Source organism: Curtobacterium sp. MCBD17_032 (assembly GCF_003234855.1).
In the GTDB taxonomy this organism is placed as follows: Bacteria; Actinomycetota; Actinomycetes; order Actinomycetales; family Microbacteriaceae; genus Curtobacterium.
Map to the genome: position 1 here is coordinate 35418 of NZ_QKTO01000008.1, position 14397 is coordinate 49814.

Annotated in this window: 12 protein-coding genes and 1 tRNA gene; 9 read left to right on the forward strand and 4 right to left on the reverse strand. The window is 72.8% G+C overall.

The features are described 5' to 3' along the window. The first annotated feature begins 20 nt into the window (after positions 1-20). From DEI91_RS11435 to DEI91_RS11445, 3 genes are all read left to right on the forward strand, one after another. Entirely contained in the window at positions 21-1244 is a 1224-nt protein-coding gene (locus tag DEI91_RS11435) for an ABC transporter ATP-binding protein (RefSeq protein ID WP_309148056.1), read from the forward strand. Next, positions 1220-2785 (forward strand): ABC transporter permease, encoded by a 1566-nt coding sequence (locus DEI91_RS11440; protein ID WP_146244280.1) that lies wholly within the window; start codon positions 1220-1222, stop codon positions 2783-2785. Before DEI91_RS11435 ends, DEI91_RS11440 begins: the two co-directional genes overlap by 25 nt. Positions 2786-2852: 67 nt before the next feature. Then, positions 2853-3116: a DUF3039 domain-containing protein gene (locus DEI91_RS11445; protein ID WP_110823714.1), complete on the forward strand. Its 264-nt coding sequence runs from the start codon at positions 2853-2855 to the stop codon at positions 3114-3116. Between the two features lie 24 nt (positions 3117-3140). Here the strand turns inward: DEI91_RS11445 and DEI91_RS11450 are convergent, their stop codons facing one another. Then, the gene (locus DEI91_RS11450) at positions 3141-4388 is read right to left on the reverse strand and encodes a nicotinate phosphoribosyltransferase (RefSeq protein WP_375537685.1); all 1248 of its coding nucleotides are present in this window, start codon (positions 4386-4388) and stop codon (positions 3141-3143) included. Between the two features lie 136 nt (positions 4389-4524). Between DEI91_RS11450 and murI the strand changes: the two genes are divergently transcribed. The 3 genes from murI to rdgB all read left to right on the forward strand — a co-directional run bounded on the left by murI (position 4525) and on the right by rdgB (position 6790). Then, positions 4525-5364 (forward strand): glutamate racemase, encoded by an 840-nt coding sequence (gene murI / locus DEI91_RS11455; protein WP_111052484.1) that lies wholly within the window; start codon positions 4525-4527, stop codon positions 5362-5364. Positions 5365-5447: 83 nt separating this feature from the next. Next, positions 5448-6197: a ribonuclease PH gene (gene rph / locus DEI91_RS11460; protein WP_110823716.1), complete on the forward strand. Its 750-nt coding sequence runs from the start codon at positions 5448-5450 to the stop codon at positions 6195-6197. Beyond that, positions 6194-6790: an RdgB/HAM1 family non-canonical purine NTP pyrophosphatase gene (rdgB, locus tag DEI91_RS11465; RefSeq protein WP_111052422.1), complete on the forward strand. Its 597-nt coding sequence runs from the start codon at positions 6194-6196 to the stop codon at positions 6788-6790. The genes rph and rdgB overlap by 4 nt, the downstream gene beginning before the upstream one ends. A gap of 145 nt (positions 6791-6935) precedes the next feature. Here the strand turns inward: rdgB and DEI91_RS11470 are convergent, their stop codons facing one another. The 3 genes from DEI91_RS11470 to DEI91_RS11480 all read right to left on the reverse strand — a co-directional run bounded on the left by DEI91_RS11470 (position 6936) and on the right by DEI91_RS11480 (position 9218). Further along, positions 6936-7610 (reverse strand): DedA family protein, encoded by a 675-nt coding sequence (locus DEI91_RS11470; protein WP_111052423.1) that lies wholly within the window; start codon positions 7608-7610, stop codon positions 6936-6938. Positions 7611-7766: 156 nt separating this feature from the next. Next, positions 7767-7846, reverse strand: a tRNA-Leu gene (locus DEI91_RS11475). A gap of 67 nt (positions 7847-7913) precedes the next feature. After that, a complete protein-coding gene (locus tag DEI91_RS11480) occupies positions 7914-9218 on the reverse strand; it encodes an MFS transporter (protein WP_111052424.1) in 1305 nt (434 codons plus the stop codon). Between the two features lie 42 nt (positions 9219-9260). Here DEI91_RS11480 and mnmA point away from each other — a divergent pair, with 42 nt between their 5' ends. From mnmA to DEI91_RS11495, 3 genes are all read left to right on the forward strand, one after another. Continuing rightward, the gene (mnmA, locus tag DEI91_RS11485) at positions 9261-10367 is read left to right on the forward strand and encodes a tRNA 2-thiouridine(34) synthase MnmA (RefSeq protein ID WP_111052425.1); all 1107 of its coding nucleotides are present in this window, start codon (positions 9261-9263) and stop codon (positions 10365-10367) included. Between the two features lie 87 nt (positions 10368-10454). Next, positions 10455-12848, forward strand: a complete 2394-nt coding sequence (ligA, locus tag DEI91_RS11490; RefSeq protein ID WP_111052426.1) for an NAD-dependent DNA ligase LigA — start codon at positions 10455-10457, stop codon at positions 12846-12848. Positions 12849-13028: 180 nt separating this feature from the next. Beyond that, positions 13029-14369 carry an alpha/beta hydrolase gene (locus tag DEI91_RS11495; RefSeq protein WP_111052427.1) on the forward strand — a complete coding sequence of 447 codons (1341 nt, stop codon included), beginning with the start codon at positions 13029-13031 and terminating at the stop codon, positions 14367-14369. Positions 14370-14397: the final 28 nt, after the last annotated feature.

A 14397-nucleotide genomic window follows, 5' to 3' on the forward strand; every position in this document is an offset into this window, starting at 1 on the left:
CCGTTGGTACGGTTGGGCTCGTGTCGGCAGGAACAACGGGAGACGACGACGTGTACAGCACGTCGGACGCCACATGGACGGCCGATCAGGACGACGACGACGCGACCGCTGCCCCCGGGACGGGCAGGGGCGACCACGACGACACGGGGGACACGGGGACGCTCGGCGCGTCCGCGGGTGACGACATGACGGACGAGACGACCGACAGCGCGGAGCACGCCGCGGACGGCGCGGGGGCAGGCGTCGTCGCGCCCACCGCGACGAGCACGTCGACGCCGCGTCCGAAGAAGAAGAACGGGAAGCGGCCCGGGCGGGCGACCCGCCCGCAGGGAGCAGCCGGGACGGCACCGGGCGGCGGACCCGAGGACGGCGGCGCCGACCAGGAGACCCGGACCGGCTCCGCGACATCAGGCGGCTCCGGCGCGTCCGGCACGGCCGCGCGGGGGACGAAGCGTCCGTCGCCCCGGAAGAACGTGCCGCAGCAGCCCGTCGTGCTCCGCGCCGACGGCCTCGTGAAGCGGTACGGGCAGACGTTGGCGGTGGACGACGTCGACCTCGAGATCCGCCAGGGCTCGATCTTCGGCGTGGTCGGCCCGAACGGGGCGGGCAAGACGACGACGCTGTCGATCCTCACCGGCCTGCTGCGTCCCGACGCCGGCACCGTGACGGTCCTCGACCACGACGTGTGGGCGGACCCGACCGCGGCGAAGCGGACCATGGGTGTCCTGCCCGACCGGCTCCGGCTCTTCGACCGCCTGACCGGTGCGCAGATGCTCTTCTACTCGGCGACGCTCCGCGGCCTCGACGGTGCGACCGCGCGCAGCCGCAGTGCCGACCTCGCCGCGGCGTTCGGCCTCGGGGACGCGCTCGGCCGGCCGGTCGCCGACTACTCGGTCGGCATGGCGAAGAAGATCGCCCTCGCCGCCACCCTCATCCACTCGCCGCGCGTGCTCGTGCTCGACGAACCGTTCGAGTCCGTCGACCCGGTCAGCGCGACGACGATCACCGACATCCTCCGCCGTTACACCGCCGGGGGCGGCACCGTCGTGCTCTCCAGCCACTCGATGGAGCTGGTCCAGCGCACCTGCGACTCCGTGGCGATCATCGTCGGCGGGAAGGTCCTGGCAGCCGGCACCATGGCGCAGGTCCGCGGCCGCCGCAGCCTCGAGGACACCTTCGTCGAACTCGCCGGTGGTCGCCCCGTCACGGAGAGCCTGGAATGGTTGCACAGCTTCTCCGGCTGAGGGCCGACCTGCTCGCGGGCGAGGTCCGCGGGGGAGCTCGTCGGTCCGTGGCCGTCGTGTGCGGCAGCCTCGTCGCACTCGTCGCCGCCGTCTGGGTCGCGTCCGTCTTCGGTGGCCTCCGCGGCGCGGACCCGGCGACGGCCCGCGCGGTCGTCGTCCTGGTGGGGGCCGCCGTCGCCGTGGGGTGCACGTTCGTGTCGCTCGCCGTCGGGGTGGCGGACCCGCTCGACCCGCGGCGCTTCGTCGGGTACGGCATCACCCGGAAGGACCTGACGGTCGGGCTCGGTCTGGCCGGACTCATCGGTGTCCCGGTGCTCGCGGTCGCCGTGGTGGCCGTCGCCCAGGTGGTCACCTGGAGCCGCGGGGTCGGGCCGGCGCTCCTGGGCGTCGTCGCAGCGGTCCTCGTCATCGCGACGAACGCCCTGCTCATCCGCGTCGGCAGCACGGTCGGTGCCGTGCTCTTCGCCGCGCACCGTGCCCGGGACGCCGCCTGGGCCGTGACGTTCGTCGGGGTCGCGCTGCTCGTCCCGACGGTGCCGCTGCTGCTCCGCCCGGCGTGGGTCGACCCTTCGGGCGCCGAACTCCAGCGCATCGCCGACATCGCCGGCTGGACGCCGTGGGGAGCGGCGTGGGCCGTCCCCGCCGACGTCGCGAACGGGGACGGCGGTGCGGCCGTCGGCAAGCTCGTGGTCGCCCTCCTCGTCGTCGGGCTGCTCGCCCTCGCCTGGTGGGCCCTCGTCGGACGACTGCTCGTCACGGTCCAGGGCCGGAGCCGGTCCCGGCACCACCGCACCCTCGGCTGGTTCGACCGGCTCGGGTCGACCCCGTTCGGCGCCGTCGCCGCCCGGGCGCTCACCTACTGGGGACGTGACCCGCGCTACCGGAGCTCGTACCTGATCCTGGTGTTCGTGCCGCTCGTGGTGGTGCCGCTCGGCGTCGCCGGGGTGCCCTGGGCGTGGACCGCGCTCGTGCCGCTGCCGCTCATGGCCCTCATCGCCGGGTTCCTGCCGCACAACGACGTGTCGTACGACAACACCGCGGTCTGGCTGCACGTCGCCTCGGGTGCCCCGGGGTGGACGGACCGGCTCGGGCGTCTCGTCCCGCTCATCGTCGTCGGCATCCCGCTGCTCGTCGTCGGGGCCGCGGTGTCGGCGCGTCTGTACGGCGACCCGGACGCGTTCCCGCTGCTCCTCGGCGTCTCCGCGAGCGCCCTGCTCGGCGGACTCGGCCTGTCGAGCGTCGTGTCGGTGGCACTGGCCTACCCGACCGTCCGGCCCGGTGACCACCCCTTCGACCAGCCCCAGGCGGCGGGCGCCACGGCGACGGTCGCGCAGACGTCGATGGTCCTCGGAACGCTGGTCTGCATGGCGCCGGCCGGGTGGCTGGCGGTGCGCGCCCTCGTCGACGGCGGGGACCCGTGGCCGTCCCTGTGGACCGGCGTCGGCGTCGGCCTGGTCGTCCTCGTGGTCGGTGTGGTCGTCGGAGGTGCGGTGTTCGACCGACGCGGGCCGGACCTCCTGGCCGCCGCGCAGCGCAACTGACCGTCCGCAGGGCCCTCGACGAGACCGGAGGGCAGCGCGTCCGCGGACGGCGACGTACGCTGGTGTCATGAGCACGACGGAACCCGGTGGTGGCGGCCTCGACGTGATGGACCGCGAACTCGAGAAGCTCCTGGAAGAGGAGGCGATCGAGCCCGGCGACCACGAGCGGTTCTCGCACTACGTCAAGAAGGACAAGATCCTCGAGTCAGCCCTGACCGGCAAGGCCGTCAAGGCGTTGTGCGGCAAGAAGTGGATCCCCGGCCGCGACCCGGAGAAGTTCCCGGTCTGCCCGGACTGCAAGGCCATCTACGAGAAGATGAAGTCCGAGTAGGACCGTCGTCCGGCCCGCGTCCGCTCAGATGACGAGCGTCGGGATCGCCGGGTCGCCACGGCCGATGCGCTCGGCGTCCGCCGGCAGCTCGGCCTTCGCCCGCTTGTGGTGTGCGCGCGCCGCCTCGACCCCGGCAGCGCCGAGGAACGCGGGGTCGACCTCGCCGTGCGTCACCACGGGCACGAGCAGGTCCCGCTCGTCCGGTCCGACGGACCCGGAGGTCAGCACGACCTCGGCCGTCGCGATGCCGTTCCGCAGCCGGCGTCCGGCCTCCTTGCGCCCGCCGGTCGACGCCTTGTCGGCGGACTTCTTGGCGACGGGCACCCACTCGCCGGCGGGGGAGTGGTGCGCGACGAGCTTGAACACCATGCCGGCTGCCGGGTGCCCGGAGCCGGACACGACGGACGTGCCGACGCCGTAGGAGTCCACCGGCGCGGCACGCAGCGCGGCGATCGTGTACTCGTCGAGGTCGTTCGTCACGGTGATCTTCGTGCTGGTCGCGCCGAGCCGGTCCAGCTGTGCGCGGACGCTCGCGACGACCGACGGCAGGTCACCGCTGTCGATGCGGACCGCGCCGAGCGTGCCGTCCGTCAGGCGGACAGCGGTGTCGACGGCGGCCTCGATGTCGTACGTGTCGACGAGCAGCGTCGTACCGGTGCCGAGCGCATCGATCTGCGAGCGGAAGGCGGCTTCCTCGGTGTCGTGCAGGAGCGTGAAGGCGTGCGCGGCGGTGCCCATCGTCGGGATGCCCCAGGTGCGCCCGGCCTCGAGGTTGCTCGTCGCGCCGAAGCCCGCGATGTAGGCGGCGCGGGCAGCGGCCACCGCGTTCCACTCGCCGGTGCGGCGCGAGCCCATCTCGGCGAGCGGGCGGCGGTCGGCTGCGGACACCATGCGGGCGGCCGCGGAGGCGATGGCCGAGTCGGCGTTGAACACGCTCAGGGCGAGGGTCTCGAGCATCACGGCCTCGGCGAACGTGCCCTCGATCTGCAGCACGGGCGAGTTCGGGAAGAACACCTCGCCCTCGCGGTAGGCGCGGACGTCGCCCGTGAAGCGGTAGTCGGCGAGCCAGCGGGCGGTGCCCTCGTCGATGACCCGGCGGTCGCGGAGGAACCCGATCTCCTCGTCACCGAAGCGGAACTCGGTGAGCTGGGTGAGGAAGCGCCCGAGGCCGGCCGCGACGCCGTACCGGCGCCCGTCCGGCAGCCGGCGGGCGAACACCTCGAAGACGCAGCGGCGGTCGGCGGTGCCGTCCTTCAACGCGGCGTCGACCATGGTGAGTTCGTACTGGTCGGTGAGGAGCGCGGTGGTCACCCGTCCGACCCTACCCAGAGGTCCTGCCGTCGGGCCAGGCCGGCCGGGAGGCCCGGTGCGCGTCCGCCCCGTCGGTCGCGTCGGTACGCTGGTCACCGTGACGGATGCACCGATCGGAGTCTTCGACAGCGGCGTCGGCGGGCTCACGGTGGCCCGGGCGATCATCGACCAGCTGCCCCGCGAGAGCGTCCGGTACGTCGGCGACACCCTGCACTCGCCGTACGGCCCGAAGCCGATCGCGGACGTGCGACGGTACGCGCTCGAGGTCATGGACGACCTCGTCGACCAGGGCGTCAAGGCACTCGTCATCGCGTGCAACACCGCGTCCTCGGCGGTGCTCCGGGACGCCCGCGAACGCTACGAGCAGGCGACCGGCATCCCCGTCGTCGAGGTGATCCAGCCCGCGGCCCGTGCCGCCGTCAAGCAGACCCGGACCGGACGGATCGGGGTCATCGGCACGATCGGCACCATCGCGTCCCGCGCCTACGAGGACGCCTTCGCGGTCGCCGCAGACGTCACCCTCACCACGGCCGCCTGCCCCCGGTTCGTGGAGTTCGTCGAGGCGGGGGACACCTCGTCGGCGGAACTCCGCGAGGTCGCCGCCGGGTACCTCGCCCCGGTGCGGGACGCCGGCGTCGACACGCTCGTCCTCGGCTGCACGCACTACCCGCTCATGTCGGCCGCGATCCAGTACGTGATGGGACCGGACGTCACGCTCGTGTCCAGCGCCGAGGAGACCGCGAGCGACGTCTACCGGCGCCTGGTCGAACACGGTCTGGAGCGCACGGGCTCCGAGCCGCCGAGCCACTCGTTCGAGGCGACCGGTGCCGACCCCGACGGCTTCATCCGCCTCGCCCGCCGCTTCCTCGGGCCCGAGGTCGCGGCCGTCGGCCACCTCGAGACCGGCACCATCACGCTCCCGCGCGCCCTGCGCTGACCCTGCCCCGCCCGCCACCCGGCGGGCGCGCGGCCGACCGGACCACCCGCACCGAGCCTCCAGGCCGGACCGAGAGGAACACCATGAACGCCACCGACGGACCCGTCCGCATCGACGGTCGGACGACCACCGACCACCGCCCCGTCACGATCGAACGCGGCTGGAGCAGCCAGGCCGAGGGCAGCGCGCTCATCTCGTTCGGGAACACGAAGGTGCTCTGCACCGCCTCGTTCACGAACGGCGTCCCGCGCTGGATGGCCGGCAAGGGCACCGGCTGGGTCACCGCCGAGTACTCGATGCTCCCGCGGTCGACGAACGAACGCATGCAGCGCGAGTCGATCAAGGGCAAAGTCGGCGGCCGCACCCACGAGATCTCCCGACTGATCGGCCGGTCGCTCCGCGCGGTCGTCGACATGAAGGGCCTGGGCGAGAACACGCTCGTCCTCGACTGCGACGTGCTGCAGGCCGACGGCGGCACCCGCACGGCGTCGATCACCGGCGCGTACGTCGCGATGGCCGACGCGATCGAGTGGGGCCGGTCGAAGGGCTTCATCGGCAAGAAGGCGACGCCGCTGACGGACAGCGTGCAGGCGATCTCGGTCGGGATCGTCGGCGGGGTGCCGATGCTCGACCTGGCGTACGAGGAGGACTCGCGCGCCGACACGGACATGAACATCGTCACGACCGGGTCGGGGAAGTTCATCGAGGTCCAGGGCACGGCGGAGCACGCGCCGTTCGACCGCGAGGAGCTCGACGCGCTGCTCGACCTCGGACTCGCGGGCAACGCCTCGCTCGCCGCCGTCCAGCGCGAGGTGCTGGGGCTGTCCTCGTGACCGGCACGGTCGTCCTCGCGACGCACAACCAGGGCAAGGTCGTCGAGCTGCGGGAGATCCTCGGCGAGGCACTCGGCGGGGTCGAGCTCGTCGCGTACGACGGCCCCGAGCCGGTCGAGGACGGCGACACCTACGCGGCGAACGCACTCATCAAGGCCCGGGCCGCGGTCGCCCACACGGGGTTGCCCGCGCTCGCGGACGACTCCGGCATCGCGGTCGACGCGCTCGGGGGTGCGCCGGGCATCCACTCCGCCCGGTACGCCGGCACCCGGGTGGACGCGGACAACATCGCGCTGCTGCTGCAGAACCTGGAGGGTGTGGTCGAGCGCACCGCGGCCTTCGTCTGCGCGGCCGCGTTCGTGACGCCCTCCGGCGCCGAGCACGTGTTCGAGGCGGTGTGGAACGGCGAGGTCGGCACCGAACCGGTCGGTGACGGCGGCCACGGCTACGACCCGGTGTTCCGGCCGGACGACGCGGAGGGGTCGGCAGCGGAGCTGAGCCGCACCGAGAAGAACGCGCTGAGCCACCGGTCGAAGGCGTTCCGGGGCATCGCGCCGATCGTCCGCGAGTGGTTCGAGGGCGCGGAGCGGTAGCCGCGCGGGGGCCGGCGCCGGCCGGACTCGCACAACACGAACCGGCTCGAACCACGGACGTCCGTGGTTCGAGCCGGTTCGTGTCGTGCGGTGCCGGATCGCGCCGCAGGGCAGCCCGCCCCGCGCGGCTCGCGGCCGGTCCCGGCTACGGCTGCTGTTCGGCCTGCTTCGCCTTGCGCGAGTTCCGGAGGTACGTGACGAGGGCGGGGACGACCGTGACGACGACGGCGGCGAGCAGGATCACGTCGATGTAGTTGCGGACGATGTACGCCACCGCGGGGATGTACCCGAGGAAGTACCCGAGGAACGTCACACCGACGCCCCAGACCACGGCCCCGACGGCGTTGTACAGCGAGTACTTCCGGTAGTTCATCCGTCCGACGCCGGCCGCGATCGGGGCGAAGGTGCGGACCACGGGGACGAAGCGGGCGAGGATCACCGCGAGGGCGCCGTACCGGTGGAAGAACGCGTTCGTGCGGTCGACGTTCGCCTTCGAGAACAGCCCGCTGTCCTTCCGCTCGAAGATCGGCGGTCCGGCCTTCTTGCCGATGTAGTACCCGAGCTCGCCACCGATGAAGGCAGCGGCACCGATCATGAGCGCGACGACCCAGATCGGGATGCCGCCGATCTGCCCGTCACGGTCGAAGGCGAACAGGCCCGTGATGACGAGCAGGCTGTCCCCGGGGAAGATGAACCCGACCAGCAGGCCCGTCTCGGCGAAGATGATCGCGCAGACGACGAGCACGGCGAACGCCCCGAAGTGGTCGAGGATGTACTGCGGATCCAGCCAGGGGATCAGGGCGAGTGCGACGGAGTCCATGGTTCTTCCGGTCGGCGGACGAGGGCGGACGGAGCACCCGCCGGACCGAGGGTACCGTGCGGGCGTGTCCTGGCCATCCGCCGTCAGGTTGACGTCGACCGGCCGGGACGCAGGCGCGCGTGGACCACTGACGCCGGTCGTCGCCGCGACGTCCGGTGCGGAAGGAGGGACTCGAACCCTCACGCCGAAGCACAGGAACCTAAATCCTGCGTGTCTACCGATTCCACCACTCCCGCTGGCCGGACCAGTGTACGCAGGCGGCCTCGCGGTGGACGCTGGACGGGCCTGACGACGGGATGCCGCTCAGCGGAGCGTGCGGGGGAGGTACCGCGGCACGTAGCGGAGCAGGATGCCCGCGCCGACGAGGCCGAGCACGCCCATCACGCCGCTCGCGACCGCGATCGACGCGACCGCGGTGACGCCCGAGATCACGAGCGGGGCTGCCGCGGAGCCGACGTCCCCGGTGAACCGCCACGCCCCGAGGAACGGTGCCGGACGATCGGCGGGCGCGAGGTCGGCTCCGAGCGTCATGAGGATGCCGGAGCCGACGCCGTTCGCGAGCGACATCGCCATCGCCACCGCGACGAACCAGCCGACCCTGGCGTCGAGGTGGTCGCTCCCGGCGAGCAGGAAGTAGCAGACGCTCAGGCCGAGCATGCAGGGCAGGGCGCTCGCCAGCCGTCCCCACCGGTCCATGATCTGACCGCTCGTGTAGAACAGCGCGAAGTCGACGGCTCCGGCGATGCCGATGACGAGCGCGGCCGCCGAGTCGTCGAGGCCGACGCTGACCGCCCAGAGCGGCAGGATCACCTGGCGACCCGCCCGCATCGCGCCGATGAGTGCGGCGCCGCTGCCGAGCCGCACGAGGACCCGGTGGTGGTGACGGAGGGTGCGGAAGAGGCCCTCGGACTCCGCCTGCACGAACTGCTCGCCCGCGCGTTCCGCGGGGTCCGTCCCGGAGGCGGCGGCCGGTCCGGAGGCGCCGGCCGGCCGGGAGGCGCGGCGTGGCCGCTGCAGGCCGCGCACGCCCGTCGCCGGGTCGCGGATGACGAGGAGCACCACGGCCGCGCCGAGACAGCAGACGACGTGCACCCAGAACGCGCTCTGCGTCGTCCCCGTGAGGTGCACGACGCCCGCGGCGAGGAACGGGCCGACGAAGTAGCCGAAGCGGAACACCCCGCCCAGGCTCGACAGCGCGCGGGCCCGGATCCGGAGCGGGATCGCGGTGGTCATGTAGGCGTGCCGGGCGAGCGCGAACACCGCCGTCGACAGGCCGACCAGGAAGACCCCGACCGCGAGCACGACCGGGTTCGGCGCTGCCGTGCAGACGAGCAGGCCGACGACCGACACGACCGCGGCGCCGATCATCGCGTTGCGCTCGCCGATCCGGGCCACGACGACGCCCGAGGGCACGTCGCCGATGAGCTCGCCGACGAGGATGAGGGACGCGACGAAGCCGGCGATCGCGAGGGTCGCGCCGAGGGAGTCCGCGGCGATCGGGATGATCGGGATGATCGCGCCCTCGCCGACCGCGAAGAGCGCCGCGGGGAGGAAACCGGACAGCAGGACGCCGCGGAGGTCGAAGGCGTCGTTCGGGGTGCTCGTCATCGTCGAGCAACGGTACGCCGGTGTCGGAGTTACCCTGGACGCATGCGTGTTCTGGCGGCGATGAGCGGTGGGGTCGACTCGGCGGTTGCCGCTGCCCGGGCGGTCGACGCCGGCCACGACGTCGTCGGCGTGCACCTCGCGCTGAGCCGGATGCCGGGCACGCTCCGGACCGGCAGCCGCGGGTGCTGCACCATCGAGGACTCGATGGACGCCCAGCGGGCTGCCGCGGCACTCGGCATCCCGTACTACGTGTGGGACTTCTCGGCGCGCTTCAAGGAGGACGTCGTCGACGACTTCGTGGCCGAGTACCAGGCGGGGCGCACCCCGAACCCGTGCATGCGGTGCAACGAGCGCATCAAGTTCGCCGCGCTGCTCGAGAAGGCCCTCGCCCTCGGCTTCGACGCGGTCTGCACCGGGCACTACGCCTCGATCGTCACCGGCGCCGACGGCGCACGCGAGCTGCACCGTTCGGCGGCGTGGGCGAAGGACCAGTCGTACGTGCTCGGCGTGCTGACCGCCGAGCAGCTCCGGCACGCGATGTTCCCGCTGGGAGCCACCCCGTCCAAGGACGAGGTCCGGGCCGAGGCGGCAGCGCGTGGGCTGACGGTCGCGCAGAAGCCCGACTCGTACGACATCTGCTTCATTCCGGACGGCGACACCCGCGGCTGGCTGGCCGACCGCGTCGGCACCGCGCCGGGCGAGGTCGTCGAGCGGGACGGGACCGTGGTGGGTTCGCACGACGGCGCTGCCGGGTACACCGTCGGGCAGCGCCGTGGCCTGGCGCTCGGTCGTCCCGCGGCCGACGGCAAGCCCCGCTTCGTGCTCGAGATCCGCCCGAAGGACAACACCGTCGTGGTCGGCCCGAAGGAGGCGCTCGACGTCGCCTCGCTCTCCGGCACCCGGTACACCTGGGCCGGTTCGGCGCCTGCGGACCCGTCGACGCCGTTCCGGTGCGACGTGCAGATCCGCGCCCACGCCGACCCCGAGCCGGCGACCGCCCGGGTCGAGGACGGCGCGCTCGTGATCGAGCCGGACGCGCCCCTGTCCGGCGTCGCCCCGGGGCAGACCGCGGTCGTCTACGTCGGCACGCGGGTGCTCGGGCAGTGCACGATCGACACCACGGTGTCGGCGGCCCCGGTGCCCGCCTGACCGGTCGGATCGCACCGCCGACAGCTGCACCCGACGGCTGCGCCGCTGCTGCGACCGGCGTCGGTGGAGCACGGTAGAACTGAGTGCATGAGCGAGACCGACGCAACCTTCGAGACCATCGACCCCGCGGGGCTCGACGCCGCGCAGGCCGCTCGGGAGGTCGACCGGCTCCGCGCCCGACTCGTGGAGCTGCGCCACGCCTACTACGAGGGCAACGGGTCGCCGGTCGCTGACGCCGAGTACGACGCGATGATGCGCCGGCTGGACGCGATCGAGCAGCGGTTCCCGGAGCTGCTCACGGACGACAGCCCGACCCAGACCGTCGGTGGACAGGCGCAGACCACGCAGTTCGCGCCGGTGGAACACGCCGAACGCATGCTCAGTCTCGACAACGTGTTCAGCCCCGAGGAACTGACCGACTGGGCGCTCAAGGTCCAGCGGGACGCGGGCGCCGAGCGCGTGCGGTTCCTCACCGAACTGAAGATCGACGGACTCGCGATCAACCTGCGGTACGAGCACGGTCGGCTCGTCTCGGCAGCGACCCGTGGCGACGGCGTCGTCGGGGAGGACGTCACCGGCAACGTCCGGACGATGGGCACCATCCCCGACCGGCTCTCCGGCACCGGGCACCCGCCCCTGGTGGAAGTCCGGGGTGAGATCTTCTTCCCGGTCGCGCAGTTCGACGAGCTGAACGCCCGGCAGCGGGACGCCGGCGAGCGCGTGTTCGCCAACCCCCGCAACGCGGCCGCCGGCTCCCTGCGCCAGAAGGAGGAGGGCAAGTCGCCGGCGAAGCGCGAGCTCATGGTCGACCGCCTCCGCCGGCTCCGGATGCTCGTGCACGGCATCGGTGCCTGGCCGGTGCGGGACCTCGAGCGGGACACCGACGTCCGCGCCCAGTCCGAGGTGTACGAGCTCCTGCACGAGTGGGGACTGCCGACCGGCACGCACCACCGCGTGTTCGACTCGATCGAGGAGGTCCTGGGGTTCGTCCGGGACTACGGGGAGCGCCGGTCGGCGGTCGAGCACCAGATCGACGGCATCGTCATCAAGGTCGACGACCTGGGCCTGCACGAGGAGCTCGGTTCGACCTCCCGGGCGCCGCGCTGGGCGATCGCCTACAAGTACCCGCCGGAGGAGGTCCACACGAAGCTGCTGGACATCGTCGTCAGCGTCGGACGGACCGGGCGCGCGACGCCGTTCGCGTCGATGGCTCCGGCCGAGGTCGCCGGCTCGGTCGTGCGACAGGCGACGCTGCACAACCAGCAGGTCGTCAAGGCGAAGGGCGTGCTGATCGGCGACACCGTCGTGCTCCGCAAAGCCGGCGACGTCATCCCCGAGGTCCTCGGCCCGGTGGTGGAGCTCCGTGACGGGTCCGAGCGCGAGTTCGTGATGCCGACGGACTGTCCCGAGTGCGGGACCCCGCTCCGGCCGGCCAAGGAGGGGGACATCGACCTCCGCTGCCCGAACGCCGAGAGCTGCCCGGCGCAGGTGCGCGGGCGGGTCGAGCACATCGCGTCGCGCGGGTCGCTCGACATCGAAGGGCTCGGCGAGGTCGCCGCCGCCGCCCTGACGCAGCCGGTGTACCCGGAGACGCCGCCGCTCGTCACGGAGGCCGGGTTGTTCGACCTGACCATGGAGGACATCGTCCCGATCGAGGTCGTCGTGCGGGACGCCGAGACCGGCATGGAGAAGACCGAGGACGGTGGCGCTCCGAAGCGGGTCACCCCGTTCAGTCGCGCCCGCAAGAAGACCGACCCGCCGTTCGACCCCGAGGCACGCGGCGCCGACTACACGGGGGAGCCGGGGCGCTACCCCTCGAAGAACGCCTTCGAGATGCTCGCGAACATCGACGCCGCCAAGACGAAGCCGCTGTGGCGGATCCTGGTCGGCCTGAACATCCGGCACGTCGGGCCCGTGGCCGCCCGGGCACTGGCGAACCACTTCGGGTCGCTCGACGCGATCCGGTCGTCCTCGCGAGAGGACCTGGCCGCCGTGGACGGCGTCGGTGGCATCATCGCGGACGCGCTCCTCGACTGGTTCGAGGTCGACTGGCACCGCGACATCATCGACCGGTGGACCGCAGCGGGCGTGCAGCTCAGCACCCCCGGTCACCCGGGCCCGGGCGCCGCGGTCGTCGAGGGCGGCGTGCTCAGCGGCGTGACCGTCGTCGCGACCGGATCGCTCGAGGGCTTCACGCGTGAGGGCGCGCTCGAGGCGATCATGGCCGCGGGCGGGAAGGCGGCGTCCAGCGTCAGCAAGAAGACCGACTTCGTCGCAGCCGGTCCCGGTGCGGGGTCCAAGCTGACGAAGGCCGAGCAGCTCGGGGTGCGCGTCATCGACGCGGCGCAGTTCGCCCTCCTCGTCACGGCGGGCCCGGCGGCGCTCGCCGACACGGCGACGGACGAGGCGGCGTCGGACGACGGCATCGTGGCCGACGATGCGGCAGGGACCGACCCCGAGGCGGTCGACACCGCGAGCTGATGCGGATGCATGCACACCGGAGCGGGATCCGGCGGGTACGACGCGCCTGATCGTGTCCCCAGTACGGGGGGCAAGTTGCATCCCGCATGACCCCCGAAGGGCCGTCCTCCATACACTCGACAGCGCATCACCTGTCGTCTGCAGGGGAACGACAGGCTGGCCTTCCAGGGGGAGACCCGTTTGCTGCTCATCGCCGCGGCACTGCTGACCGCCTCGATGCACTCGCAGGGAGTGGTCGAGGCCCCGGCCGTGCCCACCGTCGCCGTCGTCCGGACGGTCGCGTCCGCCCCCATGCGGCACGCGCCTCCGGAGGTCGCGCCCGCCCGCGCCGTCGACACGCTCGCCGACGCCACCGGGCAGCGCTGGCTCGAGGTCCTCGCAGCGGCACCGCCGACGGTCCTCCGGGCAGCCGACACCGACGGACGGGTGCTCACCACCGCGATGGACGACCCGCCGGCCACCGACGCGGTGACGGCGTGGTGGTCGGCGCTGTCCCCGGCGACACGGAGCGTCCTCACCGACGGCGCTCCGGCGGTCGTCGGCAACCTGGACGGGGTCCCGTTCGCGGTGCGGGACACGGCGAACCGTGCGGTGCTGGCGTCGGAACTCGCCGACCCGCAGGCCCCGACGGCGCTGGCCGCGATGCTCGGACAGGTGCAGGAGTCGCTCGAGCAGGAGCCCGGCGACCCGCGCAAGTACCTCGTCACGCTGGACACGCGGGGGAGCGGTCGGTGCGCGATCTCGGTCGGTGACATCGGGACGGCCGGACACGTGTCGGTCGTCGTGCCGGGCATCTTCTTCACCGTGAACGGGCAGATGGCGGACTTCACCGCGACCGCCGGCGACGTGTACCGGGAGCAGGCGACGCTCGCGCCCGTGACGGCTCCCGCGAACGGGCCCGGGGTGGCGGTCCTGGCCTGGATGGGGTACCGCACACCGGGCATCTCGGACTTCATGTCGCTCGACCTCGCACACCTCGGCGCCGACCGGCTCGTGCGGACGCTCGACGGCATCCGGTCCGTCCGGGCGGACGCCGAGCCCCGGCTCGGCGTCGTGGCGCACTCGTACGGGTCCACCACGGCGATGATCGCGCTCTCGTCGGGACGGGTCTCGGTCGACAGTCTCACCATGCTCGGCTCGCCGGGCAGCTCGGTCACGGCGGCGGACCAGCTCGCGGTGACCCGGGGCCAGGTGTACGTGGGCGGAGCGCACTGGGACCCGGTGGCCGGCACCGGCTTCTTCGGCACCGACCCCGGACTCACCGCGTTCGGCGCGGCGCGGCTCGACCTCCTCGCCGCCGACGACCCCGACGGTGGTGCCGTGTTCCGGCAGCCCTTCGGCCACAACGACTACCTCAAGCCAGGCACCGCCTCGCTGCACGACGTGGCACTCATCGGGGTCGGCCGGGGCGACCTGGTCCGGCACGAGCACCACCACGGCGACGGTCCGGACGGCGGTGTCGTCCAGGCGACCCCGGACATGTACCTCGTCCGTCCGCAGGACCTCCAGCCGCGCGACTGACACCGGCCGTGGTGGACGTGACCCACCG